The sequence below is a fragment of the Niveispirillum sp. GW835-FHT14G11 genome, from assembly GCF_058793615.1.
Genome location: NZ_JBXAFZ010000003.1, coordinates 302,743 through 325,548 on the forward strand (window position 1 = coordinate 302,743; position 22,806 = coordinate 325,548).

General features: G+C 65.2%; 23 protein-coding genes. 7 read left to right on the forward strand and 16 right to left on the reverse strand.

The features are described 5' to 3' along the window. Positions 1 to 7: 7 nt before the first annotated feature. The 7 genes from AC1Q7F_RS07755 to coxB form a co-directional block, all read right to left on the reverse strand. Complete coding sequence (locus AC1Q7F_RS07755) at positions 8 to 376, reverse strand: DUF983 domain-containing protein (RefSeq protein ID WP_492505433.1); 369 nt, start codon at positions 374 to 376, stop codon at positions 8 to 10. A gap of 19 nt (positions 377 to 395) precedes the next feature. Beyond that, complete coding sequence (locus AC1Q7F_RS07760) at positions 396 to 1,265, reverse strand: cytochrome c oxidase subunit 3 (RefSeq protein WP_492505435.1); 870 nt, start codon at positions 1,263 to 1,265, stop codon at positions 396 to 398. 61 nt (positions 1,266 to 1,326) lie between these two features. Beyond that, on the reverse strand, positions 1,327 to 2,016 hold the full coding sequence (locus AC1Q7F_RS07765) for a cytochrome c oxidase assembly protein (RefSeq protein ID WP_492505436.1): 690 nt from the start codon (positions 2,014 to 2,016) through the stop codon (positions 1,327 to 1,329). Next, positions 2,013 to 2,180, reverse strand: a complete 168-nt coding sequence (locus AC1Q7F_RS07770; RefSeq protein WP_492505438.1) for a cytochrome c oxidase system small membrane protein — start codon at positions 2,178 to 2,180, stop codon at positions 2,013 to 2,015. Before AC1Q7F_RS07770 ends, AC1Q7F_RS07765 begins: the two co-directional genes overlap by 4 nt. Before the next feature lie 17 nt (positions 2,181 to 2,197). Beyond that, positions 2,198 to 3,103 (reverse strand): heme o synthase, encoded by a 906-nt coding sequence (cyoE, locus tag AC1Q7F_RS07775; protein WP_492505440.1) that lies wholly within the window; start codon positions 3,101 to 3,103, stop codon positions 2,198 to 2,200. Positions 3,104 to 3,217: 114 nt separating this feature from the next. After that, entirely contained in the window at positions 3,218 to 4,831 is a 1,614-nt protein-coding gene (gene ctaD, locus AC1Q7F_RS07780) for a cytochrome c oxidase subunit I (RefSeq protein WP_492505442.1), read from the reverse strand. A gap of 24 nt (positions 4,832 to 4,855) precedes the next feature. Then, positions 4,856 to 5,710 (reverse strand): cytochrome c oxidase subunit II, encoded by an 855-nt coding sequence (gene coxB / locus AC1Q7F_RS07785; protein ID WP_492505444.1) that lies wholly within the window; start codon positions 5,708 to 5,710, stop codon positions 4,856 to 4,858. A gap of 419 nt (positions 5,711 to 6,129) precedes the next feature. On the opposite strand from coxB, the gene tldD reads away from it, so the two are divergent. Together tldD and AC1Q7F_RS07795 are read left to right on the forward strand one after the other, a co-directional pair. Further along, complete coding sequence (gene tldD / locus AC1Q7F_RS07790; protein ID WP_492505446.1) at positions 6,130 to 7,566, forward strand: metalloprotease TldD; 1,437 nt, start codon at positions 6,130 to 6,132, stop codon at positions 7,564 to 7,566. Between the two features lie 70 nt (positions 7,567 to 7,636). Further along, the gene (locus AC1Q7F_RS07795) at positions 7,637 to 7,846 is read left to right on the forward strand and encodes a hypothetical protein (protein WP_492505448.1); all 210 of its coding nucleotides are present in this window, start codon (positions 7,637 to 7,639) and stop codon (positions 7,844 to 7,846) included. A 323-nt stretch (positions 7,847 to 8,169) separates the two neighbouring features. Here the strand turns inward: AC1Q7F_RS07795 and atpF are convergent, their stop codons facing one another. The 6 genes from atpF to AC1Q7F_RS07825 form a co-directional block, all read right to left on the reverse strand. Beyond that, entirely contained in the window at positions 8,170 to 8,652 is a 483-nt protein-coding gene (gene atpF, locus AC1Q7F_RS07800; RefSeq protein WP_492505450.1) for a F0F1 ATP synthase subunit B, read from the reverse strand. Further along, complete coding sequence (locus tag AC1Q7F_RS07805) at positions 8,652 to 9,260, reverse strand: F0F1 ATP synthase subunit B family protein (RefSeq protein ID WP_492505452.1); 609 nt, start codon at positions 9,258 to 9,260, stop codon at positions 8,652 to 8,654. The genes atpF and AC1Q7F_RS07805 overlap by 1 nt, the downstream gene beginning before the upstream one ends. Positions 9,261 to 9,467: 207 nt before the next feature. Next, positions 9,468 to 9,692, reverse strand: a complete 225-nt coding sequence (locus AC1Q7F_RS07810; RefSeq protein ID WP_492505454.1) for an ATP synthase subunit C family protein — start codon at positions 9,690 to 9,692, stop codon at positions 9,468 to 9,470. A gap of 62 nt (positions 9,693 to 9,754) precedes the next feature. Continuing rightward, a complete protein-coding gene (locus tag AC1Q7F_RS07815; RefSeq protein WP_492505456.1) occupies positions 9,755 to 10,498 on the reverse strand; it encodes a F0F1 ATP synthase subunit A in 744 nt (247 codons plus the stop codon). Positions 10,499 to 10,505: 7 nt separating this feature from the next. After that, complete coding sequence (locus AC1Q7F_RS07820) at positions 10,506 to 10,862, reverse strand: AtpZ/AtpI family protein (protein WP_492505458.1); 357 nt, start codon at positions 10,860 to 10,862, stop codon at positions 10,506 to 10,508. Positions 10,863 to 11,100: 238 nt separating this feature from the next. Next, complete coding sequence (locus tag AC1Q7F_RS07825) at positions 11,101 to 11,727, reverse strand: SCO family protein (RefSeq protein WP_492505460.1); 627 nt, start codon at positions 11,725 to 11,727, stop codon at positions 11,101 to 11,103. Between the two features lie 81 nt (positions 11,728 to 11,808). Here AC1Q7F_RS07825 and AC1Q7F_RS07830 point away from each other — a divergent pair, with 81 nt between their 5' ends. After that, positions 11,809 to 12,351: an EndoU domain-containing protein gene (locus AC1Q7F_RS07830; RefSeq protein ID WP_492505462.1), complete on the forward strand. Its 543-nt coding sequence runs from the start codon at positions 11,809 to 11,811 to the stop codon at positions 12,349 to 12,351. Beyond that, a complete protein-coding gene (locus AC1Q7F_RS07835; RefSeq protein ID WP_492505464.1) occupies positions 12,348 to 12,599 on the forward strand; it encodes a hypothetical protein in 252 nt (83 codons plus the stop codon). The genes AC1Q7F_RS07830 and AC1Q7F_RS07835 overlap by 4 nt, the downstream gene beginning before the upstream one ends. Positions 12,600 to 12,612: 13 nt before the next feature. Here the strand turns inward: AC1Q7F_RS07835 and AC1Q7F_RS07840 are convergent, their stop codons facing one another. Next, on the reverse strand, positions 12,613 to 15,807 hold the full coding sequence (locus AC1Q7F_RS07840) for a YhdP family protein (RefSeq protein ID WP_492505466.1): 3,195 nt from the start codon (positions 15,805 to 15,807) through the stop codon (positions 12,613 to 12,615). A gap of 121 nt (positions 15,808 to 15,928) precedes the next feature. Between AC1Q7F_RS07840 and AC1Q7F_RS07845 the strand changes: the two genes are divergently transcribed. Beyond that, a complete protein-coding gene (locus AC1Q7F_RS07845) occupies positions 15,929 to 18,874 on the forward strand; it encodes a bifunctional [glutamine synthetase] adenylyltransferase/[glutamine synthetase]-adenylyl-L-tyrosine phosphorylase (RefSeq protein WP_492505468.1) in 2,946 nt (981 codons plus the stop codon). 194 nt (positions 18,875 to 19,068) lie between these two features. On the opposite strand, the gene AC1Q7F_RS07850 is transcribed toward AC1Q7F_RS07845, so the two are convergent. Continuing rightward, positions 19,069 to 20,004 (reverse strand): bifunctional riboflavin kinase/FAD synthetase, encoded by a 936-nt coding sequence (locus tag AC1Q7F_RS07850; RefSeq protein WP_492505470.1) that lies wholly within the window; start codon positions 20,002 to 20,004, stop codon positions 19,069 to 19,071. 175 nt (positions 20,005 to 20,179) lie between these two features. Here AC1Q7F_RS07850 and AC1Q7F_RS07855 point away from each other — a divergent pair, with 175 nt between their 5' ends. Then, positions 20,180 to 21,085 carry a LysR family transcriptional regulator gene (locus tag AC1Q7F_RS07855; protein WP_492505471.1) on the forward strand — a complete coding sequence of 302 codons (906 nt, stop codon included), beginning with the start codon at positions 20,180 to 20,182 and terminating at the stop codon, positions 21,083 to 21,085. Positions 21,086 to 21,091: 6 nt separating this feature from the next. On the opposite strand, the gene AC1Q7F_RS07860 is transcribed toward AC1Q7F_RS07855, so the two are convergent. Further along, positions 21,092 to 21,574, reverse strand: coding sequence for a MaoC family dehydratase (locus AC1Q7F_RS07860; protein WP_492505473.1), 483 nt, complete (start codon positions 21,572 to 21,574; stop codon positions 21,092 to 21,094). Between the two features lie 107 nt (positions 21,575 to 21,681). Here AC1Q7F_RS07860 and AC1Q7F_RS07865 point away from each other — a divergent pair, with 107 nt between their 5' ends. Continuing rightward, on the forward strand, positions 21,682 to 22,665 hold the full coding sequence (locus tag AC1Q7F_RS07865) for an alpha/beta fold hydrolase (protein ID WP_492505475.1): 984 nt from the start codon (positions 21,682 to 21,684) through the stop codon (positions 22,663 to 22,665). Positions 22,666 to 22,806 lie beyond the last annotated feature (141 nt).

Sequence of the window (22,806 nt, forward strand, 5' to 3'; positions counted from 1 at the left end):
GGCTGGGTCAGCCTTCCTCACCGTCGAACTGGTCGCGGCGGTGGCGATATTGCAGGGCGATGGTCAGGGCCTTGGCCGGCCGCATCAGGCCCAGCGTGGCGCCGATGATGATCGGCGCCCACAGCAACAGCAGCACCCAGAGCGGCCAATCCACCTTCAGCGCGAAGATCAGCGCCGCCGGGACCAGCGTGAAGCCCAGGATGAAGATCAGAAAAACAGCCGGGCCGTCCCCGCTGTCGGCAGCGGCCAGATCCAGGCCACATACCGAACAGCGATCGACGACCCGCATGAAGCCCCTGAACAGGGCACCCTGGCCGCAGCGTGGGCAGCGGCACCGCAAACCCACGCTGAGCAGGGAGGATGGCGTCTCCGTCACGGGGGAAACCCGTTACCGGTCAGTGGGCCACCCACCGACCGCCGGCACCCCACCAGTAGATGGAGATGAACAGGAACAGCCAGACCACGTCCACGAAGTGCCAGTACCAGGCCGCCGCCTCGAAGCCGAAATGGCTCTCGGCGGTGAAATGGCCCTTCTTGGTGCGGAAATAGCAGACGGCCAGGAAGATGGTACCGATCAGGACGTGCAGGCCGTGGAAGCCCGTCGCCATGAAGAAGGCCGAGGAATAGACATTGGCGCCGAAGCCGAAGGCGGCATGGCTGTACTCATAGGCCTGGAAGCCGGAGAACAGGATGCCCAGCAGCACGGTGATGCCCAGCGCCCGGGCGGCTTCCTTCATCTTGCCTTCGACCATGGCATGGTGCGCCCAGGTCACGGTCGTGCCGGACAGCAGCAGGATGATGGTCATCAGGAAGGGCAGGTCGAACGGATTGAAGGGAACAATGCCCTTGGGCGGCCAGACACCGCCATTCGCCTCGACACGGGCCACCTGGATAGCCTCGTTATAGAAGATCGAGGCGTCGAAGAACGCCCAGAAGAAGGCGGAGAAGAACATCACTTCCGAGGTGATGAACAGCGACATCCCATAGCGCAGGCCGATCTTCACGACGGGGCTATGGGCTTTCTCGACCACCGATTCCTTCACGATATCGCGCCACCAGCCGAACATGCAGCCGAGCACGGCGGTCAGGCCGGCGGCCAGCAGGTACCAGCCATTTCCATGGAACTGCAGTACCAGACCGGTGGCCAGCAGGCCGGCGGCGAACGCGCTCAGCAGCGGCCAGGGGCTCGGGTTGACCAGGTGGTAGGGCTGCGGAATGCCTTCCCCAGGATTGCCGCCAGCAATGTGGGCGTTGACGTCAGCCATCTCTCTTTTCCCTCAAACCAAGGAACTTTGGGTCATACGCGATTGAAACGGGAACCGGTCCTCAGGATCGGTCCCCCGGGGCGGCAGCAGCGGTCGGTTTATCAGCCGAACCGTGAGCGTTCCCTTGGTAATCCTTCCCGGCCGGCCCGTCCAGTTGTCCGTCTGCCGCACCCTCCCCGGGGGTGGACAGCGCTGCACTCTGATCGGCGGCGCGGAAGAAGGTATAGGACAGGGTGATCGTCTTCACGTCGGCCATTTCCGGATCGTCGGCCATGGCCGGATCGACGTAGAAATTGACCGGCATCTCGATCGACTGTCCGGGTTCCAGCTTCTGCTCGGTGAAGCAGAAGCACTGAAGCTTGTTGAAATACTGCCCCGCCTTCTCCGGCGTGACATTATAGGTGGCGGTGCCGATGACAGGCCGGCTTTCCAGGTTGCGGGCGTGATAGGCGATGGTCATCGCCTCCCCCACATGCACATCCACGGCGTGCGTGTCGGGCTTGAATTCCCAATTGATGGAATTGTTCACATCCGCGTTGAAGCGGACCGTGACGATGCGCTCCAGCGCCTTGTCTGGCGCCTTTTCCGCCACCATCGTGGCGCCGCCAAAGCCGGTGGCCCGGCAGAACAGGTCGTAGAGCGGCACCGACGCGAACGACAGCCCCACCATGCCGGCCACAACCGCGCCCAGGCCCAGGGCCATGCGGCGGTTGCGGCGGTCGGTGGCGGGCGCCTCGGGTTCCGTGCTCAAGGGAAGGTCCCCCCGCTCATCCGGACCATCGCCACGACATAGATGATGACGATGAAGGAGACCAGGGCCGCCAGGACGGCCAGGTTCTTGCCCCGTTGCCGGCGATGGATCTCGGTGTCGCCGCCATGCTTGCGGACGGGGCCGTTATTCTGCTGCTGGTTCATATTCTTCCTCCCGTTTCTCAGGCCGCCAGATGTTCGCCGATCAGGATCGCGAACAGGACGAACAGGTAGAGGATGGAGAAGGCGAACATGCGCTTGGCCGGCTTATGGTCCTGCGACCGCAGGACCTGGATGGCGAAGCCAACGAAGGCCGCACCCAGGGCGATGGATCCGGCCAGATAGGCCAGCCCGCCGATACCCAGGAAATAGGGGCTGATCGCCAGCGGAAACAGGATCAGCGTGTAGATCAGCATCTGCTTCTTGGTTTCATGCTCGCCCGCGACGACGGGCAGCATGGGCACTCCGGCATGCTGGTAATCCAGCTTGCGGAAGATGGCCAGCGCCCAGAAATGCGGGGGCGTCCAGAAGAAGATCAGCGCGAACAGCACGATGGAGGCGATGGACACCTCACCCGTCACCGCGGCCCAGCCGATCATCGGGGGGAAAGCCCCGGCGGCGCCACCGATGACGATGTTCTGCGGCGTCCGCCGCTTCAGCCACATCGTGTAGATGAAGATGTAGAAGCCCGACGCCAGGGCCAGCAGGCCGGCGGCAACCCAGTTCAGGGCAAGCCCCATCAAAGCCACCGACGCCACGGTCAGGATCACACCGAAGGCCAGCGCCTCCTCCGCGGGCACGCGGCCCTGGGGGATAGGACGGTTGGCGGTGCGGTCCATCAGCGCGTCGATATCGCGGTCATACCACATATTGATGGCACCGGCGGCACCCGACGCCAGCGCGATGCACAGGACGGCGACCAGGGTCAGCACGGGATGCAGGTGGCCCGGGGCCACGACCATGCCGGCGAAACCGGAAAAGACAACCAGCGACATGACGCGCGGCTTCAGCAGCGCCACATAGTCGCCGACTGTGCCGCTCGACACCTGACTGTCCATGATCTCGGGGGCGATCACGCTGTCGGTCATGATGATGGTCTCTTCAACTCTCAACAAAACAGAACCGGTACGTAGGAGAGGACCGCGCGGCAGTGTCCCGCCGCGCGGTCTTCTCCGGGGGCAAGGTCCGGTTGGACCGTCGCCTCACTTGATCTTCGGCAGGATCTCGAACTGGTGGAACGGCGGCGGGGAGGACAGGGTCCATTCCAGCGTCGTGCCACCGGTCTGCCAATAGTCACCCTCGACCTTGCGGCCGAACAGCAGGGTGTAGATGGCCATCACACAGAAGAAGATGGTCGAACCGAAGGCGATATAGGCGCCATAGGAGGAGACCATGTTCCAGAAATGCAGCGCGTCCGGATAGTCGGGCATGCGCCGCGCCATGCCGGCCAGGCCCAGGAAGTGTTGCGGGAAGAAGATCAGGTTGACGCCGATGAAGGTCGTCCAGAAATGCAGGTGACCCGCCCATTCCGGATGCTGGCGGCCCGACATCTTGCCGATCCAGTAATAATAGCCGGCGAAGATGGCGAACACGGCGCCCAGCGACAGCACGTAGTGGAAATGCGCCACGACGTAGTAGGTGTCGTGCATGGCGATGTCCATGCCGCCATTGGCCAGCACCACGCCGGTCACGCCGCCGATGGTGAACAGGAAGATGAAGCCGATCGCCCAGACCATCGGCACCTTGAACTCGATGGAACCGCCCCACATGGTGGCGATCCAGGAGAAGATCTTCACGCCCGTGGGCACGGCGATGATCATGGTGGCGGCGGTGAAATAGGCGCGGGTATCGACCGACAGGCCGACCGTGAACATGTGGTGGGCCCACACGATGAAGCCGACGACGCCGATGGCGACCATGGCATAGGCCATGCCCAGATAGCCGAACACCGGCTTCTTGGAGAAGGTCGAGATGATGTTGGAGATGATGCCGAAGGCCGGCAGGATCATGATGTACACTTCGGGGTGACCGAAGAACCAGAACAGGTGCTGGAACAGGATCGGGTCGCCGCCGCCGGCCGGATTGAAGAAATCCGTGCCGAAATTGCGATCGGTCAGCAGCATGGTGATGGCGCCGCCAAGGACGGGCACGGCCAGCAGCAGCAGGAAGGCCGTCACCAGCATCGACCACACGAACAGCGGCATCTTGTGCAGCGTCATGCCCGGCGCGCGCATGTTGAAGATGGTGGTGATGAAATTCACCGCACCCAGGATCGACGACGCACCGGCCAGATGCAGGGCGAAGATCGCCATATCGACCGACGGACCGCTATGCCCGTATTCCGAGGAGGAGAGCGGCGGATAGACCGTCCAGCCCGTGCCGGCACCGGGGCCGACAAAGGCCGAGCCCAGCAGCAGCAGGAAGGCCGGGGCGATCAGCCAGAAGCTGATATTGTTCAGGCGCGGGAAGGCCATGTCGGGAGCGCCGATCATCAGCGGCAGGAACCAGTTGCCGAAACCGCCGATCAGCGCGGGCATGACCACGAAGAACACCATGATCAGGCCATGGGCCGTGATGAACACGTTCCACTGCTGGCCGCCGTCGGCGCCGAACGCCATCATGTACTGGATGCCCGGATCCTGCAGCTCAAGGCGCATGATCACGGAGAACAGGCCGCCGATCAGGCCGGCCATCACGGAGAAAAACAGGTAAAGCGTGCCGATATCCTTGTGGTTCGTCGAGAACAACCAGCGTTTCACAAAGCCAGGCTTGTGATCGTGGTGATCGTGGGCGTGCGCCCCGGTGACAGCACCCATGGTATAACCCTCTCTTCCGAACCGTTACTGGGCGGTCGCCGCTGCGACCTGACGCGGCGCGGAGCCATTGCTGTTCAGGGCCTGCTTCTGCTGGCCCAGCCATTCCTGGAAACGCTCCTTCGACACGGCCTCGACGGCGATCGGCATATAGCCATGGCCGGTGCCGCAGATCTCGGAGCATTGTCCGTAATACACACCCTCGCGGGTGACGTTGAACCAGGTCTCGTTCAGACGGCCCGGCATCGCATCCTTCTTCACGCCCAAGGCGGGAATGGCGAAGGCATGGATGACATCGGCGCCGGTGACCAGGATCCGCACATCCACGCCGACCGGCACGATGATGCGCTGATCGACCTCCAGCAGGCGCAACTGGCCCGGCTGAATCTCGTTCTCCGGGATCATCCGCGACTCGAACTCCAGACCCTCATGGTCGGGATACTCGAAGCTCCAGTACCACTGGTGGCCCGTGATCTTGACCGTCAGCTCCGGATTCGGGGCCTTGTCCATATAATAGAGGACGCGGAAGGACGGGATGGCGATCAGCAGCAGGATGATCACGGGGATGCCCGTCCAGGCCACTTCCAGCCAGGTATGGTGCGTCGTGGTCGACGGCACCGGATTGGTCCGCTTGTTGAAGCGGATCATCACATAGAGCAGCAGCAGGGTGACGAACACGGCGATGGCGATGATCGTCCACAGCAGGATGTTGTGGAAATCATGCAGCCGCTCCATCACGGGCGATGCCGCTTCCTGAAAACCCAACTGCTTGGGGTGCGGCGCGCCAACGGCCTTCGCCGCCTCCTGCGCCATGGCCGATCCTCCGACCATCGCGCTGACAAACAGGGCCGTCACAGCGGCGCCGATCTTGCTTACAGACATCCCTTACCACTCTCGTCGTTGCCGGGGGTTTTCCCCCCGCTTGAGCCAGCCGGACCGCCCGCCCATCCCCCTCACCACCCGCCAATGGCGGTGGGCAGGAAAGTCGCGGCGTGACGCAGACCCGGAACGGTATGAACCATTTCGGCGGGACACTACACGCGCGTGGGGCTCACGAACAACATATGCGCCACCAGGATGGGGCGCACATATCGTCGCAGACCATACAGGCAAGCACCCCGAAACGGCAAGAACGTCCACCACCCACAGCCCGCAAGGCCGGTGGGCATTGCGTCGCAGGCAGCCGCCGGATTGATCTGGCGCATGGCGGGCCCCACAACCATCCCTGGGCCTTGCCCCCGGCCCGCACCATCGCCATTGTGATGACCTTAGTCTTCCGTTTGCCATGAAAGCACCGCGCCATGTCGCTCCTGACCCAGACCGACGAAATCTTCTTCAACCAGGCGGGATTGGACCTGGGCCGCACCAATAGCTTGGTGGGCGGCGCGCTGCACGGTGCCGATGATGGCGAGCTGTTCCTTGAGTATGCGCAGAGCGAGAGCTTCGCCTGGGACGATGGCAAGCTGCGCAGCGCATCCTTCGATACCAGCCAGGGATTCGGCCTGCGCGCCGTGGCGGGCGAGGCCACCGGCTTTGCCCATGCCTCGGTCCTGACGGAAGATGCCATCCGTCGGGCCGGCGATACCGTGCGCGCCGTCCATGCCGGGCATAGCGGCCTGATGGCCGAAGCGCCCATCGGCACCAACCGCCTGCTCTATGCCAGCGACAACCCGCTGGTGCTGGTGCCGTTCGAAGCCAAGGTGAAGCTGCTGGAGCAGATCGACGCCTATGCCCGCGCCAAGGATGCCCGCGTCCGCCAGGTCTCCGCCTCACTGTCGGGGGAATGGCAGGCGGTGCAGATCATCCGCGCCGATGGCAGCCGCACGGCCGATATTCGCCCGCTGGTGCGCCTGAACGTGTCCGTCGTCGTGGCTGACGGCGATCGCATGGAAACGGGTACCTACGGCGCCGGCGGCCGGCGCACCTATCAGCAATTCCTGGAACCGGAGCTGTGGCAGGGCTTCGTGGACGAGGCGCTGCGCGGCGCCCTGATCAACCTGGGCTCCATCGACGCCCCGGCGGGCGAAATGCCCGTGGTGCTGGGGCCGGGCTGGTGCGGCATCCTGCTACACGAAGCCATCGGTCATGGGCTGGAGGGCGATTTCAACCGCAAGCAGACCTCCGCCTTCTCCGGCCTGCTGGGTCAGCGGGTGGCGGCACCGGGCGTCACGGTGGTCGATGACGGCTCCATCGAGGGGCGCCGCGGATCGATCACCGTGGATGACGAGGGCACGCCCAGCCAGTGCACGGTGCTGATCGAGGATGGCATCCTGAAGGGCTATATGCAGGACCGGATGAACGCCCGCCTGATGGGCGTGGCACCCACGGGCAATGGCCGGCGCCAGGGCTATGCCCATATGCCCATGCCGCGCATGACCAACACCGTGATGCGCGGCGGCGACAAGGACCCGGTGGAGATCATCGCCTCGGTCAAGCGCGGCATCTTCGCCGCCAATTTCTCCGGCGGGCAGGTTGATATCGTGTCGGGCAAGTTCGTCTTCTCGGCCAGCGAAGCTTATCTGATCGAGGACGGCAAGCTGGGCCCGGCGGTCAAGGGCGCCACCCTGATCGGCAACGGCCCCGATTCACTGACCAAGGTCACGATGATCGGCAATGACAGTTCCATGGACCCCGGCATCGGTGTCTGCGGCAAGGCCGGTCAGGGCGTGCCCGTGGGCGTGGGCCAGCCCACCCTGCGCATCGACGGGCTGACGGTGGGCGGGACGCGGGCGGCGTGAGCACATCTCTCAATGTCAGAACGTCCGGATAGAACTTCACGTTGATACGTGTATTCTTGCGGGATCGATGATGAGGCGCAAAGCGATGTCGATATCCTCCACACCCCTGCCCCTGGAACAGCGTGTGGTCACGCGCATGCAGGACGGCAAGCTGATCAGTGAGCCGCTTCTGCAGGCTGTCGCGCATCTACAAACTCTCGCTGCACGCTTTGGCGATCCCGCACGAAGCCTAGCCGACGAACTGGTAGCGGAGCGTCATGCCAGTGCCAGCCGGGAGTGAGTTCGTCCTGGACAGTTCGGCCGTGCTGGCCCTGCTGAAAGGCGAGCGTGGTGGCGACAGCGTCCTGAATACCCTGCCGGGCGCAATGATCAGCACCGTCAATGTCGCCGAAGTGATCGCCAAGCTGCGGGAGGATGGCTGGACGGCAGAAGCCGCCTCCGAAGTGGTTGAGAGACTGGGGCTGCGGCCCGTCACCTTCACTCTGGAGCAGGCGGAGATGACCGGTCACCTGCGAACCGGAACCGGAATAAACCCAGACAACAAAAAAGCCCGCCGTCATCGGCGGGCTTTTTCGTTCGCGCAAGGAACGTGGGCTCAGCCGCTCAGTGCAGCTTGGCCGGCAGTTCCTGGATGGCGGCATCGACCAGCGCGCTGTTGCGGGTCGCGTCCACATTCTCGACCAGCAGCTTTTCCGTGGCCTGGACGGCGATGTCCACGGCCAGGTCGCGCACCTGCTGGATCGCCTGGGCTTCCGCCTGGGCGATCTTGGCTTCGGCCTGCTGCATGCGACGCTTCAGGGTCGCGTCCAGGTCGCTGGCGGCATGGGCGCGGATGCGGGCCGCTTCCTCGCGGGCCTGGGCAACGATGGCTTCGGCTTCCTTCAGGGCGTCGCGCTGCTTGCGCTGGAACTGGGCCAGAGCGGCCTGCGCGTCTTCGCGCAGCTTCTGGGCCTGTTCCAGTTCGCCGGCGATGCGGCGGCTGCGCTCGTCCAGCCCGCCCAGGATGGACTTGCCGGCCAGCTTCGCCACCACAGCGATGAAGATGACGAACGCGATGGCATACCAGAAAGTGCTGTCGATATGCATCACGCACGCTCCTTCAGAACGCTATCCACCGCCGCGGCGGCGGCTTCGGACGACAGTTGCGCACCCGACAGGCGGGCGGCGGCGGCCTGGGCGGCTTCGGCGGCGACGCTGCTGAGGTTGGACAGCGCTTCCTGCTTGGCGGCCTGGATACGGGCTTCGGCGTCGCGGGCCTTGACGGCCAGCTTGGTCCCCTGCTCCGTGTTGGCCCGCGCGGCCTCGGCGTCAGACGCGGCGACCGAGGCAGCCACTTCCTTCTGCGCGTTGGCGCGGGCTTCCGCCAGGGCCTTTTCATAGGCCTGCAGGACACCCTCGGCCTCGGCCTTCAGGGCCGATGCCTTCTCCAGGTCGTTGGAGATCTTTTCCTGGCGGGCTTCCAGCACCTCGGCGACGCGCGGCAGCGCCACCTTGGACATCAGCCAGAACAGCAGGCCGAACGTCACCGCCCACCAGAAGATCTGGGAAGCGAAGCTGTCCGGATTGAGCTGCGGCAGGCCCTTCTTGGCATGCTCGCCCTCGGCGGCGGCCAGGACGGGCGCTGCGAAGACGATGGCCGTGGTCAGCGCCGTCACGGCGCCGGCGCACAGGCGCGAAAAGCGTTGGACAGGCATAGAAGCACCCATTCACTGCTGACCGGCCGGGATGCCGGACGGTCACGCCAAATTCCCGTCAGCGCCTGAAGGAAAAGCTCGAAACAGAGGGCCGACGGCCCATAGAGCAACCGCCGCTGTCGGATGATGCACCCGGCAGCGGCGGCGATCCCGGCGCTGAAGCCCCGGCACCCCGAATGGGCACCGGATCAAGAAACCGTTCGGCGATCAGCCGAACAGGATCAGGAAGGCGATAACCAGGGCGAACAAGCCCGTCGCTTCGGTCAGCGCGAAGCCGATGAACACGAAGGTCTTGTAGGAGTTCAGAGCGGCCGGGTTGCGCGAAGCAGCCTGATACAGGCCGGAGAACAGGTTACCCAGGCCGATGCCGACGCCCAGCAGGGCGAGCATGGCGAGACCGGCACCGATGTACTTTGCGGCTTCAGCTTCCATTTTGAAAGTTCCTCTAGGTTGGAAGTGTCTTGTGGGAAAGGCGGGATGGACAACCGGGATGCTTAGTGCATCTCCAGCGCGTCACGCAGATACACGCAGCTCAGCAGCGCGAAGATGTAGGCCTGAATGCCGGCGACCAGGAATTCCAGGGCGAACAGCGCAACATTCAGGAGAACCGGGAGCAGACCCGCCGCGGCCAGACCGCCGCCCGCGGCCACCATCGACACCGTGAAGCCCGCGAAGACCTTCATCATGGTGTGACCGGCCAGCATGTTGGCGAACAGTCGGATGGACAGGCTGATGGGGCGCACGAAATAGGAGATCAGTTCGATGGGAACGATCAGCGGCGCCAGCCACAGCGGCGTGCCATGCGGCAGGAAGAAGTGGAAGAAGTGCAGCCCGTGCTTGGCGAACGCCACGATGGTCACGGTCACGAACACGAACAGCGCCATCACAAAGGTCACGATGATGTGGCTGGTGAAGGTGAAGGACCAGGGGATCAGACCCAGGACATTGCCGAACAGCACGAAGATGAACAACGAGAAGATGAAGGGGAAGAACTTGCGGGCCTGCGGGCCGGCATTGTCCCGGACCATCTCCGCGACGAATTCGTACAGCAGCTCCGCGATGGACTGCAGGCGGCCCGGCACCAGCGCGCGACCGCGCATGCCATAGACCAGCAGGAAGGTGGCGCCGATGACCGATATCACCATCCACAAGGCGGAATTGGTGAAGGACAGATCAAGGTTGCCAACCGGCAGGCTGACCAGGCGCTTGATCTCGAATTGCTCCAACGGACCAGCCACGATGCCCTCACTCCCCACCGTCCCGACTTTGGGACTTATCAAACCCGGCCGCATACCCCTGGCCGTTGGCCAGGCGGTACACATTCATAAATCCGGCGATCGCGCCCAGGAAGACCAGGATGATCATTCCCCAGGGCTTGGTATCCAGCCACCAGTCGATGCCATATCCGAGCGCGAGCCCGAACAGCACACCGGCAACCAGTTCCACGCCCACACGCAGGCCCAACGCCATGTCACGGTTCGACACGCCCCCGGCAGGCTGCCCCTGTTCGGGCTGCTGCGGGTCCATGCCGGCGTTCCGGCGCGCCTCACGCAGGCGGGTATCCAGTTCTTCCAGCGACGGGGGCGTGCGTTCATCGGACATGAAGCGGGCTCCCTTCCGCCAGATTGCTTGGATACCGTGCGAAAGCGGCGGCACCATACGGGTAGGCCCTGACCCTGTCAAGGGTATGACACCCCCGGTTAAGTGACTGATAAAGCTAGATTTCCACGCCGCGCATAGGTCCGATGCCGCATCGCATCATGCCTTTTGCGCGGGAAATGGGCTTTTTGCCCGCCAAATTGCCGGTAACGCGCCCCGTTGCGTTACATGAAAGGCCCGCTCAGCGCCCCTTCGACCGGTGGGCGGTGATCGCCTCGACCATCTGTTCGGGTGTCGTATCCTTGGCGAAGACGGTGACGAAGGACCCGTCGGGCGCCATCAGGTAGGAGAAGGTGGAATGGTCCATCAGGTACTGCGTCGGGTCCGGTTCTCCCTGGGAACGGGCGTAATAGACGCGGTATTCCTTGGCCACGGCCGCAATCTGCTCCGCCGTTCCCGTCAGGCCGATGATGGCGGGATGGAACAGCTTCACATAATCGGCCAGCACAGGCGCGGTATCCCGATCCGGATCGATGGTGATGAACAGCGGCTGCACATCCGCCCCTGATTCGCCCATCAGGTCCATGGCCTGGGCGATGGTCTGCAGCTCCGTCGGGCAGATGTCGGGGCAGAAAGTGTAGCCGAAGAACACCAGCTTGTACTTTTCCTTGAAATCCGCATCGGTGACGACGCGGCCATCATGGGCGGTCAGGGTGAAGGGGCCGCCGATGCTGGCCGGGGCCACGCTGGCCGCCACCCCGCCGGTCTGGCGCTGGTCATGGCGGATGGTCATCCAGGCGATGACGGCGGCCATGATCAGCCCGACCACGGCCGCCAGTGCCATGCGGATCAAACGTTCCCGATTCATCGGCCACCCCCTGCGAACGCCACGACAAGATGCTATGTTTCTCCCATAGACGATGCGGCAACAACTTCATAGGGGCGGATGATGGCGGTGCGGATGGTCCGGTCGGCGGCTTTGGGATTTTGCCTGCTGGCCGCGGGCGGTGCCTGGGCGGCGGACAAGCCGTCCTGCGAGGATGAAAGCTTCGGCTGGAGCCAGACGGAACCGTCGCTGAACCTTCGCCATGTATTGTGCGGGGAGGTGAAGAAGAATGGCGATGTGGTCGGCATGCATTCCCGCGCCATCATCGACACCGCGCCGGTGAAGGAGGTGGAGGCCCAGCCGGCACAGGCGGACGGGCTCTATAGTGCCAAGGTGTTCTTCGAGAATGGCAAGACCAAGAACTCCACCTTCTATCCCGACAATTGCAGCGTGGAGCAGGTGACCAACTCCATCCTCCATGCCGTCAAGTACAGCCACGCACCGGGCAAGCCCTGGGGCAAGCTGGGCTGTTCGGCGCCGGCCAAGCCGGACCCGACATATTGCACCGGCCCGCAGGGTCAGCGCTTCGTCATCCGTTTTGCGGCCTTCGACGATGGCCGCATCAACACCGCGTTCCCGCAAATGGGTGAAAGCTGTCCGCAATGATCCATGATCCCGCCGAATGGCTGGCCGACTGGCTGCAGACCGACATGGGGGGCGACCGGGAGGGGATATCCGCCTTCATCACCGGCCTGACGGGGGGCCCCCGGCCGGACCGTCGGGTAGGCAATCTCTATGCCGCTGCCGTGTCCGACGACGGGCTGGTGCTGGAGAACATCATGCAGGATGACTGGCCGCCGGTGGTGGTGCCGGCGGCGCAGGCACTGGCGGCACTGACCGTGGGACAAGTGTAGGGTGGCCGCACGGTCACTTGCCGTCCTTCGGCTCTTTGGCCGCCTTCGGCTCCTTGGGCATGTCCTCCCCCGCCGGCTGCGGCAGGAAGAACAGGTTGCGCAGAAAGCCCGGAGCCAGCACGGCCAGCGGGTTGACGCCCACCTGCAGATTATCCGTCGGCCCCTTGATGGAATAGGTGGCGGCAAACAGCCCCTGCCCTTCCCCGCCGACCAGCAGGTCGCCCAGCAGCGGGATCACGCCCAGCAGCTTGTTGACCGTCGTGAAGGGCACGATCGTGCCTTGCAGGGCCACGTCATCGCGCTTGATGTCGATATTGCCTTCCAGGGTCAGCCCCACCTGGGAGCCCGAGGTGCGCATGTCGCGCAGCGTGATGCCGTCCTTGTGCCAGAGCCAGTCGCCCGACAGGCGGGAAAAGGCGATGGGCTGCCCCGACATGAAATTGGCGAAGCCACGCGGCGACGCCGCCGACAGCAGGCGGGCCAGCACCGGCGCATCCTGCACCTGATAGTCGGTCAGATCGGCTTTACCGACCAGCGCCTGCCCGGGATCGTCCGGGTTGGACCTGCCGGTCAGGGTCAGCCGCCCGCCCTTGAACTGGCTCAACACATCCAGTCCGCGCAGGGTGGCGCCGGCATCGTCGGTCTCCATGGCCAGCGTCAGGATGCGGGCATCGGACGGGTCGGGGGCGTAATGCACGGTCAGGCGCCCCTTCTCCCCCACGGCCGCGTCCAGCTCGGTGCGATACCAGATGCTGGTGTCCCGATCCATACGGCCCTTGGCGTTGCGGATCTCCTTGCCATCGTCGCCCATGATGGCGCGGCCCAGGTCGAAGTGGATGGAAAGCGGCGTCTTGGGTGCGGCTTCGTCTGCCGGATCGGGGGGAATGACCTTACCGTCCGGCCCCTTGTTCTTGCCACGGAAGGGACGGACATCGAAGCTGGGGCCGGCCACGTCGATGGCCAACCCACCCTTGCCATCGGTATCGCGGATGTCGATGCGGGCATCGCTGTCGCCCAGCTTGAACTGGTCCAGCAGCAGGTGCGACAGGCCATAATCGGCTTCGCGCAGTTCCATGGAGCCAACGGCGGTCAGCTCCTCCGTTGTCACCACGAAGGCGGGGATCAGGATGGGCTTGCCATCCTTGAAACGCACGGTGACGCGGCCCTGGCCGGGTTTGCCCTCCTCCTTGCGCCATTTCATCATGTCGATGCGCAACACCGACGGCGTCAGGTCGATATCGGCCTGGATGGTCTGGGTGCGGCCTTCCGGCTTGTGTTCGCTGGTATAGACCATGTCCACGCCAGCCGGCCCGTTCAGCCAGTCGGGAAAATCCAGGCGGAAGCGGCGGCGCTGTTCATCATCCACCCGGCCACGCACCCGCACCTGGGTGCCGATGGGCGCTTCGGCCGGAAAATTCTCCACCCACTCCACCTGCGCCAGCACGCCGTTCAGCAGCGCCGTGCCCGCCATATGCAGATCATGCCCGGTGACGGTCAGGTCCAGCACGCCGTCGGTCGCATCGATGTCGGACACGATGTCCGGCACGGACACGGCCGTCAGGCTGGCCTTGCCGTCCAGTTCCACCATGTCCATGGTCAGGGCCGCGACCAGGGGAAAGGCGAAATGCATCTCCGCCTTGGCATGCCCCGCCGCCCTGTCCGGCACCAGATTGACCTTGGCGGCATAACCCAGCGGCGGATGGTCCAGCACGGTCAGGGCCGATGACAAGGGCCCCTCCAGGGCAACGCGGATATCGATGCGATGCTCGTCATCCGTATCCAGCCCCAGGATGCGGATGGTGCCCGGCGCGGCCTTCATATCCAGCAGCAAGCCATCCTTGACCTGGATATCAAAGCTCTTGCCGTCGAAGGTGGCGGTGGCGGCGACATTCTTCACCGGCGGCAGGGGCGGACGGTAATGCACCGTGAAGCCCGACAGGGCGAAATCGCCCTGCATCGTCGCCACCTGGAAATGATCCAGATCGTCGACGGGGCCGGACCCTTCCAGCCGGAAGATGGTGCGGTCGAACGTGCCGTCCGCCAGGTTGTGGACCATCCAGTCCCGTGTATTGGTCTTCACGCCCTTGGGCCAGTAGCGATGCAGATCGGCCATGGGCAGGCCCGTCAGCTCCGTGGTCAGGGCCAGGTCGATGGTTTTGTCGCGCTGGCGGGCGCTGCCGCTGATGATCAGTTCTGCCGGCCCGGCCATGTCCAGGTTGAATCGTGTCAGTTCCAGATGGCGGCCGGCATCGTCCAGCGTGCCGTGCAGTTCCACCCGCTCGAACGCCAGCGGTTCGGGCAACTGGTCAGGCAGCGACAAGGTTCCCTTGCCGCCACGCAGGCCCAGGACCAGGTTGACCGGCGTCAGGTCCGATTTCAGTTCCAGCAGCACGGTGCCGGCCAGCGATACGTCCAGCGCGCGCAGCGGGTGCAGGACGGGGGCGATCTCCGCGAAATCGGCGGGAACGATATCCTCCATGCCGCTGCGCAACGTGATGGCGCCGTCTTCGGCCCGCCAGTTCACTTCCGCCGCGATCTGGTTGATCTTGGCGCCCATGTCGATATCAGCCGATGCCGTGCCGCGCACCCCGCGCGCATCGCGGCGCAGGCGCAGATCCAGGCGCGGCACCTTCCAGTTGGTGTCCGTGGCCAGGTTGGCGACCACCAGCTTGCCCCGCGTGATGCGCAGGTCGCGCAAGGCACCCATCGTCGCTTCCGGATTGGGCGGGCGGCGCATCTGCTCAATCAGGTCGGACAGGATGCGGGCCCCGGCCTCCGGATCGGAACTGTCATCGCCGATATCCAGTCGGAAACCGCCATCCACGGTGCGTTCGGCGTAAAGGCTGGGTTCGACCAGGTCGATACGGGTGGGGGCCACCCGGCCGCGCAGCAAGGCCGGGACCGACAGGCCCAGCCGCATCTCCGGCACGGTGGCCAGCAGGGCACCGCTGGCGCCATGTGCCTCCACCCCCTTGACGCGGATATCGATGGGCGTGCCGAATCCGACCCAGGCCAGCTCCGTCGTCACCACCTCCAGCGTCACCGGTCCCTCGCGCGCCAGTTCCTGCATCAGGTAGGGGGTGATGAAATCGACCGCGATCGGCCCCTGCTGCGTCAACCGCCAGGCCAGGAAGCCGCCGCCCAGCAGGACCACCAGCAACAGGCCGGCGATCAGTTCAAGCAGGATAAGGGCGGTGCGGCGCAGCATCGATCTCGGTTCTCCGGCGTCCATCGCCGGGCGTTACGGGCGGCTTGACCTGTTGCTCCGGTGGTGGGCAGTCTGGCCCCCCGCCATCGCGGACAGCTTGGGATAGCCCGGTAGACACCTCATGTTCAATCAAGAATCCCTTCCCCGCCTTGGCGATCCGCACCGTGCCGCCATCGGATTGGAACATTGGCATGACGCGGCCGGTCCCGGCTGTGATCCCGATCTCGCCGAATTCGCCCGTTCCTATGCCGCCGATCCCCAGGGAAAGCGGGTGCTGGAGGCCGTGTTTGCCAACAGCCCCTATCTGGGGGCAGCGCTGGTGCGGGAGATGGGGTTCTTCCGGCGGCTGCTGGACATCGGCTTCGATCAGGCCTTTGCCGACCTTGTCCAGGCACTGTGGCGCGATCATGGCGCGGAAACAAACGCCGACCGGCTGATGAAGGGTCTGCGCATCGCCAAGCGCCGCGCCGCCCTGCTGATCGGGCTTGCCGACATGGCCAATGACTGGCCCCTGGAAAGGGTGACGGGCGCCCTGTCGGACTTCGCGCAGGCGGCGTTGCAGTTGGCGGTGCGTCTGGCCCTGCGCCAGGCGGTGAAATCGGGCAAGCTGGTGGTGCCCGATCCGGAACAGCCGGAGAAGGACAGCGGCTATATCGTGCTGGCCATGGGAAAGTTCGGGGCGCGGGAACTGAATTACAGCTCCGACATCGACCTGATCGTGCTCTATGACGACGGCATCGTGCAGGTGCCGGATGGGGAGATGACCAAGCATTTCGTGCGGGTGACGCGCGAGATGGTGCGGATCATGGATGACCGCACGGCCGATGGGTACGTGTTCCGCACCGACCTGCGCCTGCGCCCCGACCCCGGTGCCACGCCGGTGGCCGTCAGCCTGTCGGCGGCGGAGGCCTATTACAGCAGCCTGGGCCAGAACTGGGAACGCGCCGCCATGATCAAGGCGCGGCCGGTCGCCGGCGATCTGGAGGCGGGCAAGGGCTTCATGGACATCATCCGGCACTTCATCTGGCGCCGGAACCTGGATTTCGCTGCCATCCAAGACATCCATTCCATCAAGCGCCAGATCGGCACCCACAAGGGCCATCGCGAAAAGACCGTCAACGGCCACAATATCAAGATCGGCCGCGGCGGCATCCGCGAGATCGAATTCTTCGCCCAGACCCAGCAGCTGATCTTCGGCGGGCGCGACCGCAGTTTGCGCACCTGCGGCACGGTGGAAACGCTCTATGCCCTGGTCGATGCCGACCGGGTGGAACGCAGCGTCGCCGACGACCTGTCGGCGGCCTACCGGTTCCTGCGCACCGTGGAACACCGGGTGCAGATGGTGGACGACCAGCAGACCCACCAACTGCCCAAGACCGACGAGGGGGTGGCCCAGATCGCCGCCTTCCTTGGGTTTCCCGATGCCGGACATTTCCGCGAAAGGCTGATGGCCACCCTGACGGTGGTGGTGGATCATTATGACCATCTGTTTGCCGAAAGCCCGGCTTTGTCCGGCTCCGGCAGCCTGGTGTTCACCGGGACGGAGGATGATCCGGACACGATGGCCACGCTGCGGGAGATGGGATACGAGAACCCGTCCGCCGTGGCCGGCCAGATCCGTGCCTGGCATCATGGCCGGTATCGCGCCACGCGCAGCCAGCGGGCACGCGAGCTGCTGACCGAACTGGCCCCCACCCTGCTGGCCGCCTTCGGCCGCACCGCCCATCCCGATCAGGCTTTCCTGAAATTCGACGAGTTCCTGTCGCGCCTGCCGGCCGGCGTGCAGCTGTTCAGCCTGTTCTATGCCAATCCCAACCTGCTGGATCTGGTGGCCGAAGTGATGGGCACCGCCCCGCGCCTGGCCGAACAGCTGGCCCGCCAGCCGCAGGCGCTGGACGCCGTGCTGCTGCCGGGCTTCTTCGGCGTGCTGCCGGGGCGTGACGAGCTGGAGGCCGGGTTCCACGCCCTGGTCGGCGGCGCGCACTATTTCGAGGAGGTGCTGGACCTTACCCGCCGCTGGACCAACGAGCACCGGTTCCGCGCCGGCGTCCATATCCTGCGCCATGTCAGCGATGCCGACCGGCTGGGCGCCTTCCTGACCGACGTGGCGGAGGTGGGGCTGGAGGGCATCCAGCAGGCCGTGGAGGCGGAGTTCGCAAGGCGCCATGGAACGTTGCCAGGGGCCGGATTCGCCATCCTGGGCCTGGGCCGGCTGGGCGCGCGGTCACTGACACTCCGGTCGGATCTGGACCTGATCACCGTCTATGAAATCCCCGACGGCGTCACGCAGTCCGACGGGACCAAGCCCCTGTCGCCAAACGATTATTTCATCAAGCTGACCCAGCGCCTGGTCAATGCCATCACCGCCCAGACGGCGGAGGGCCAATTGTACGAGGTCGATATGCGGCTGCGCCCGTCGGGCAATGCCGGGCCGCTGGCCGTCAGCTTCGACGGTTTCGCCAAGTACCAGCGCGACAGTGCCTGGACCTGGGAGCATATGGCCCTGACCCGGGCGCGCATCGTGACCGGGCCGGCGCATCTGCGCTCGCGGCTGATTGATGAGATTCGCGCCGTGCTGACCCGCCCGCGCGATCCCGCCAAGCTGCGCGACGACGTCGCCGCCATGCGCGCCCGCATCGACCAGCAGCACCGGACAGATGATATCTGGACGGTGAAATATGTGCGCGGCGGCATGGTCGATATCCAGTTCATCGCCCAGTACCTGACCCTGCTGCACGCCGCGGAACGGCCGGAGATCATCGATCCCAACACCACCGGCGCCCTGGCCTGGCTGGGCGATAGCGGCTTCCTGGATGTGGAGACGGCCAAGCTGCTGATCGACGCGCACAAGACCTGGCGCCGCGTTCAGGGCTTCCTGCGCCTAACGGTGGAAGGATCGTTCGACAGTACCAAAGCACCGGCCGGGCTGAAGGCCGGGCTGGCCCGCGCAGCATTGCCCGACTTGTCGGAAACCACCCCGTTCGCGACGGTGGAGGCGGCCTTGCGCGACAAGGCGACGGCCGTGAAGGCGGCCTTCGACCGGATCGTCGGGCCGCCGGCCGCATAGGCTTAGGGTTTGTCAGGTTTAATTAGAAATGCCGTTTTATCCGCCTTCCCGGCGCCAAGCCGGGACCCAGGGCCAAGCGCCCGACCTTTCGGCAGCTTTGATCCAGGCAGCGTAGAGGTTTGATCCTGTGGCCCCTGGGTCCCGGCTTGGCGCCGGGAAGGCGAGAAAAATGATTCCGTCTAATCAGATAGCGCCTACACCAGCAGTTCCCGCGCCTTGGTGCTGTCGGCCACGATCTGGTCCTTCAGCGCCTGGAAGTTCTCGAACTTCATCTCCGGCCGGATGAAGTGGCAGAGGCGGATGCGCAGGTGCTTGCCATAGAGGTCGTCGGCAAAGTCGAACAGATGCGCCTCCAGCCGCTCCGTCACCCCGTCCACGGTAGGGCGGCGGCCGATATTGGCGACCCCCTTGTGCCAGACGGTGCGGCTGCCCTCATCCACCCCGGCCCGCACGGCATAGACGCCCAGACGCGGTCGCAGATAGGTGCCTAGTTCGACATTGGCGGTGGGAAAGCCGATGGTGCGGCCGCGCTTGTCGCCATGCTCCACCCGACCCTCGATTTCCCAGTCATGGCCCAGGATCGCGGCTGCCGCCTGCACCTCGCCGGCTGCCAGATGCCGGCGCACGGCGGTGGAGGAATAGGCGATGGCGTCGGCGCCGGCCACGGGCCGTACCTCCGTCACCTGGAATCCATGGCGCTCCCCGGCCGCGCGCAGGAACTGCATGTCGCCGCCGCGCCGATGGCCGAAGACGAAATCATAGCCGGCCACGACATGCGCCGCCTCCAGCCCCTCGACCAGCACCTGGCGCACGAAATCCTCGGCCGTCAGGTGGGAGAAGGCCTCATCGAAGCGCAGTTCGAACAGGGCATCCACGCCCAGCCCCTCGACCAGCCTTGCCTTGATGCGCCAGGGGGTCAGGCGGAAGGGGGCATCGTCGGGACGGAAGAAGCTGCGGGGATGCGGCTCGAAGGTCAGGACGGCGGCAGGCACGCCAAGGGCACGGGCAGCATCCTTGGCTGCCTCGATCACGGCACGGTGGCCCTGATGGACACCGTCGAAATTGCCCAACGCCACGGCGCAGCCACGGATGGCAGCCGGAAGGTCGGTGGTGTGGCGGAAGATCAGCATGGCGCCGGCAGATGGTTGCGAACTCTCGCCATGTCTATAGTCGCAAGCGAGGACGGCGGTCCAGTCCCGCCATCCCGCATCACCCACCCCGTGGAAACCTGACGCTGCAGGATGGACGCGTGCCCATCCGTGAACTAGACTACCGGTCGGCACATGATTTGTGAGTTCACGTCACATGTCGCGACTGGATATCAACCGCGCCGGGGAGATGGAAGTCTTCGTCCGGGTGGTGGAGAGCGGCAATTTCTCCGGCGCCGCCCGGGCCCTGGACATGACCCCGTCCGCCGTCAGCAAGCTGGTGGCCAGGATGGAGGCACGGCTGGGTGCGCGCCTGCTGAACCGCACGACCCGACAGCTGCGCCTGACGCCGGAAGGCGACCTGTTCCATGAACGCTGCCGCCGCATCCTGGCCGACATGGACGAGGCGGAACAGGCGGTGGCGGCGCGCGCCGTACCGCGCGGACCGGTGCGCATCAACACTTTCGTGCCGTTCGGCGTGCATTACCTGCTGCCGCTGCTGCCCAGGCTGTCGGCGCTCTATCCGGAAATCCAGCTGGACGTCACCCTGACCGATACGGTGGTGGATATTCTGCAGGAACGCGCTGACATCGCCATCCGCGTCGGCCCACTGAAGGGGGCCAACCTGATGGCGCGCAAGCTGGGGGAAAGCCGGGTGGTGGTGGTCGCCTCGCCTGACTATGTGGCCCGCCACGGCACGCCGCGCACGCCGGATGATCTGGTGCACCACAACATGATGGCCTTCGGCTTCGTGCGCAGCGTCGGGCCCTGGCCCTTCCGCCGGCCCGATGGCACACGGCTGGAGGTGCCGGTGCGCGGCAACACCATCCTCAGCGACGGGGAAAGCATGCGCCAACTGGCCCTGGCCGGCCATGGGCTGGGCCGGCACGCCCTGTTCCATGTCGGCCCCGACATCCAGGCCGGGCGGCTGGTGGCGCTGCTGGAGGATTACACTGCCGGGGAGACGGAGATCGTCCACGCTGTGTTCCAGGGCGGCCCCGTCATGCCGCCCCGCATCCGCGCCGTCATCGACTTCCTGGCCAGGGAGATCAAGCTGGCCTGAGGCGGGTCAGCCCGCAATCTCGCTGCGTAACGGACGGACGGGCACCATCACCATGGCTTCCCCGTCGATCACGATGCGATCGCCAACCGTGCAGATGGTGGACAGCATGGCGCGATGTTTCTCCGGCACCAGGCCGGTGACGGTCACGGTGGTGGTCACCGTCTCCCCGATGCGCACGGGCGAGCGGAAGCGCAGATTCTGGGACATGTAGATACAGCCCGGCCCCGGCAGGCGCGTGCCCAGCACCGTGGTGATGAAGCAGGCCGACAGCATGCCATGCGCGATACGCCCGCCGAACGGCGTCGCCTTGGCATAGTCCTCGTTCAGATGCATGGGGTTGGTGTCGCCGGAAATGCCGGCGAACATCACGATGTCGGTCTCCGTGATGGTGCGGGCATAGATGCCCTTCATGCCCACGAACAGATCCTCGAAATAGAAGCCGGTCAGATCGGCCGGGTCCAGGCCGGTACGGCGGGCGATAATATCCATCGTGACAATGCTCCCAGGCTTGGCGGGCGGGCATCCAGCCGCTTATGGTTGGCATAGATAGGCATGGGCCGGCGGCCGGGTCAAACCGGCGGAAAGGGTGAAGGGGCATGGATGGGCCCGTGGGTGAGGTGACGGCACTGACGCAAGGACACTGGACGCACCGGCGGCTGGACAGGCCGGATGGGGCCTTCCTGCGCCTGTCACGCTGGCACCGGGCCGGCGCCGCACCGCCGCCAACCGCCCCCACCATCCTGGTCCTGCCCGGCCGGGCGGAATATGTGGAGAAATACGGGGAAGTCGCAGCAGATCTGGCCGCGCGCGGGATGCATGTCCTGTCGCTGGATTGGCGCGGACAGGGCGGATCCTCACGCTCCCTGCCCGACCCGATGGTCGGCCATGTCGACAGCTTCGATGAATTCCTCGATGATCTGGCCGCCGCCATCGATGTCTTCGTACCGGAGGTGGCGGGGCCGTTCCTGGCGCTGGGCCATTCCATGGGCGGGCACATCCTGCTGCGTTTCGTTGCGGAAAGGCCGCACCCGTTCCGGGCCGTTATCGCCAGCGCCCCCATGCTGGGCATCCGCAGTTTTCCACTGTCCGAGCCCCTGGCCCGCCAAGTGGCTCGCCTAGCCGTGCGCCTGGGTCGCACCCATCTCTACGCGCTGGGTCAGAAGCCTTGGACGCCCGTCCCCGCCCCGACCTTCGCCGGCAATCCGCTGACCGCCGACCCCGTGCGCTTCGCCCTTGGGCACACGTTGCTGGTGCGCAATCCGCACCTGGCGATCGGCGGCGCCAGCTGGGGCTGGCTGGACGCGGCCTTCACCTCCATGCAGCGTTTCTTCGTGGCGGACCGGCTGGAGGATGTGCGCCTGCCCATCCTGCTGCTGTCGGGCCGGGCCGACAGCATCGTGCGGCCCGAACGGCACGATGAGGCCGCCCGCCGTCTGGCCGATTGCACGCTGGTTCCCCTGGCCGGGGGCCGGCATGAGCTGCTGATGGAGGCGGACGTCATCCGCGACAAGGTGCTGGCCGCCATCGACACCTTCCTGGTGTCAAAGGCCGGTATCCCCAAGGTTTCAGGGAAATCTTAGCGGTTGCGCAATAGGGTCCGATCGGGGATTTCGTTGTTCCTTCAAGGAAGGGCAGCGCCGATCCGGCAACCTGGAAACAATGCTTATGGTCATACTGATGGATGTTGCCGCCCTGGGTCTTCGTCCATACCTTCCGGGACC

Bases quoted from the DNA above. Each gene is read 5' to 3' on its own strand.
- AC1Q7F_RS07760 (WP_492505435.1), bottom strand. From the start codon at position 1,265: ATGGCTGACGTCAACGCCCACATTGCTGGCGGCAATCCTGGGGAAGGC.
- AC1Q7F_RS07770 (WP_492505438.1), bottom strand. From the start codon at position 2,180: ATGAACCAGCAGCAGAATAACGGCCCCGTCCGCAAGCATGGCGGCGAC.
- cyoE (WP_492505440.1), bottom strand. From the start codon at position 3,103: ATGACCGACAGCGTGATCGCCCCCGAGATCATGGACAGTCAGGTGTCG.
- ctaD (WP_492505442.1), bottom strand. From the start codon at position 4,831: ATGGGTGCTGTCACCGGGGCGCACGCCCACGATCACCACGATCACAAG.
- coxB (WP_492505444.1), bottom strand. From the start codon at position 5,710: ATGTCTGTAAGCAAGATCGGCGCCGCTGTGACGGCCCTGTTTGTCAGC.
- tldD (WP_492505446.1), top strand. From the start codon at position 6,130: ATGTCGCTCCTGACCCAGACCGACGAAATCTTCTTCAACCAGGCGGGA.
- AC1Q7F_RS07795 (WP_492505448.1), top strand. From the start codon at position 7,637: ATGAGGCGCAAAGCGATGTCGATATCCTCCACACCCCTGCCCCTGGAA.
- atpF (WP_492505450.1), bottom strand. From the start codon at position 8,652: ATGCATATCGACAGCACTTTCTGGTATGCCATCGCGTTCGTCATCTTC.
- AC1Q7F_RS07805 (WP_492505452.1), bottom strand. From the start codon at position 9,260: ATGCCTGTCCAACGCTTTTCGCGCCTGTGCGCCGGCGCCGTGACGGCG.
- AC1Q7F_RS07810 (WP_492505454.1), bottom strand. From the start codon at position 9,692: ATGGAAGCTGAAGCCGCAAAGTACATCGGTGCCGGTCTCGCCATGCTC.
- AC1Q7F_RS07820 (WP_492505458.1), bottom strand. From the start codon at position 10,862: ATGTCCGATGAACGCACGCCCCCGTCGCTGGAAGAACTGGATACCCGC.
- AC1Q7F_RS07825 (WP_492505460.1), bottom strand. From the start codon at position 11,727: ATGAATCGGGAACGTTTGATCCGCATGGCACTGGCGGCCGTGGTCGGG.
- AC1Q7F_RS07830 (WP_492505462.1), top strand. From the start codon at position 11,809: ATGGCGGTGCGGATGGTCCGGTCGGCGGCTTTGGGATTTTGCCTGCTG.
- AC1Q7F_RS07835 (WP_492505464.1), top strand. From the start codon at position 12,348: ATGATCCATGATCCCGCCGAATGGCTGGCCGACTGGCTGCAGACCGAC.
- AC1Q7F_RS07840 (WP_492505466.1), bottom strand. From the start codon at position 15,807: ATGCTGCGCCGCACCGCCCTTATCCTGCTTGAACTGATCGCCGGCCTG.
- AC1Q7F_RS07845 (WP_492505468.1), top strand. From the start codon at position 15,929: ATGTTCAATCAAGAATCCCTTCCCCGCCTTGGCGATCCGCACCGTGCC.
- AC1Q7F_RS07850 (WP_492505470.1), bottom strand. From the start codon at position 20,004: ATGCTGATCTTCCGCCACACCACCGACCTTCCGGCTGCCATCCGTGGC.
- AC1Q7F_RS07855 (WP_492505471.1), top strand. From the start codon at position 20,180: ATGTCGCGACTGGATATCAACCGCGCCGGGGAGATGGAAGTCTTCGTC.
- AC1Q7F_RS07860 (WP_492505473.1), bottom strand. From the start codon at position 21,574: ATGGATATTATCGCCCGCCGTACCGGCCTGGACCCGGCCGATCTGACC.
- AC1Q7F_RS07865 (WP_492505475.1), top strand. From the start codon at position 21,682: ATGGATGGGCCCGTGGGTGAGGTGACGGCACTGACGCAAGGACACTGG.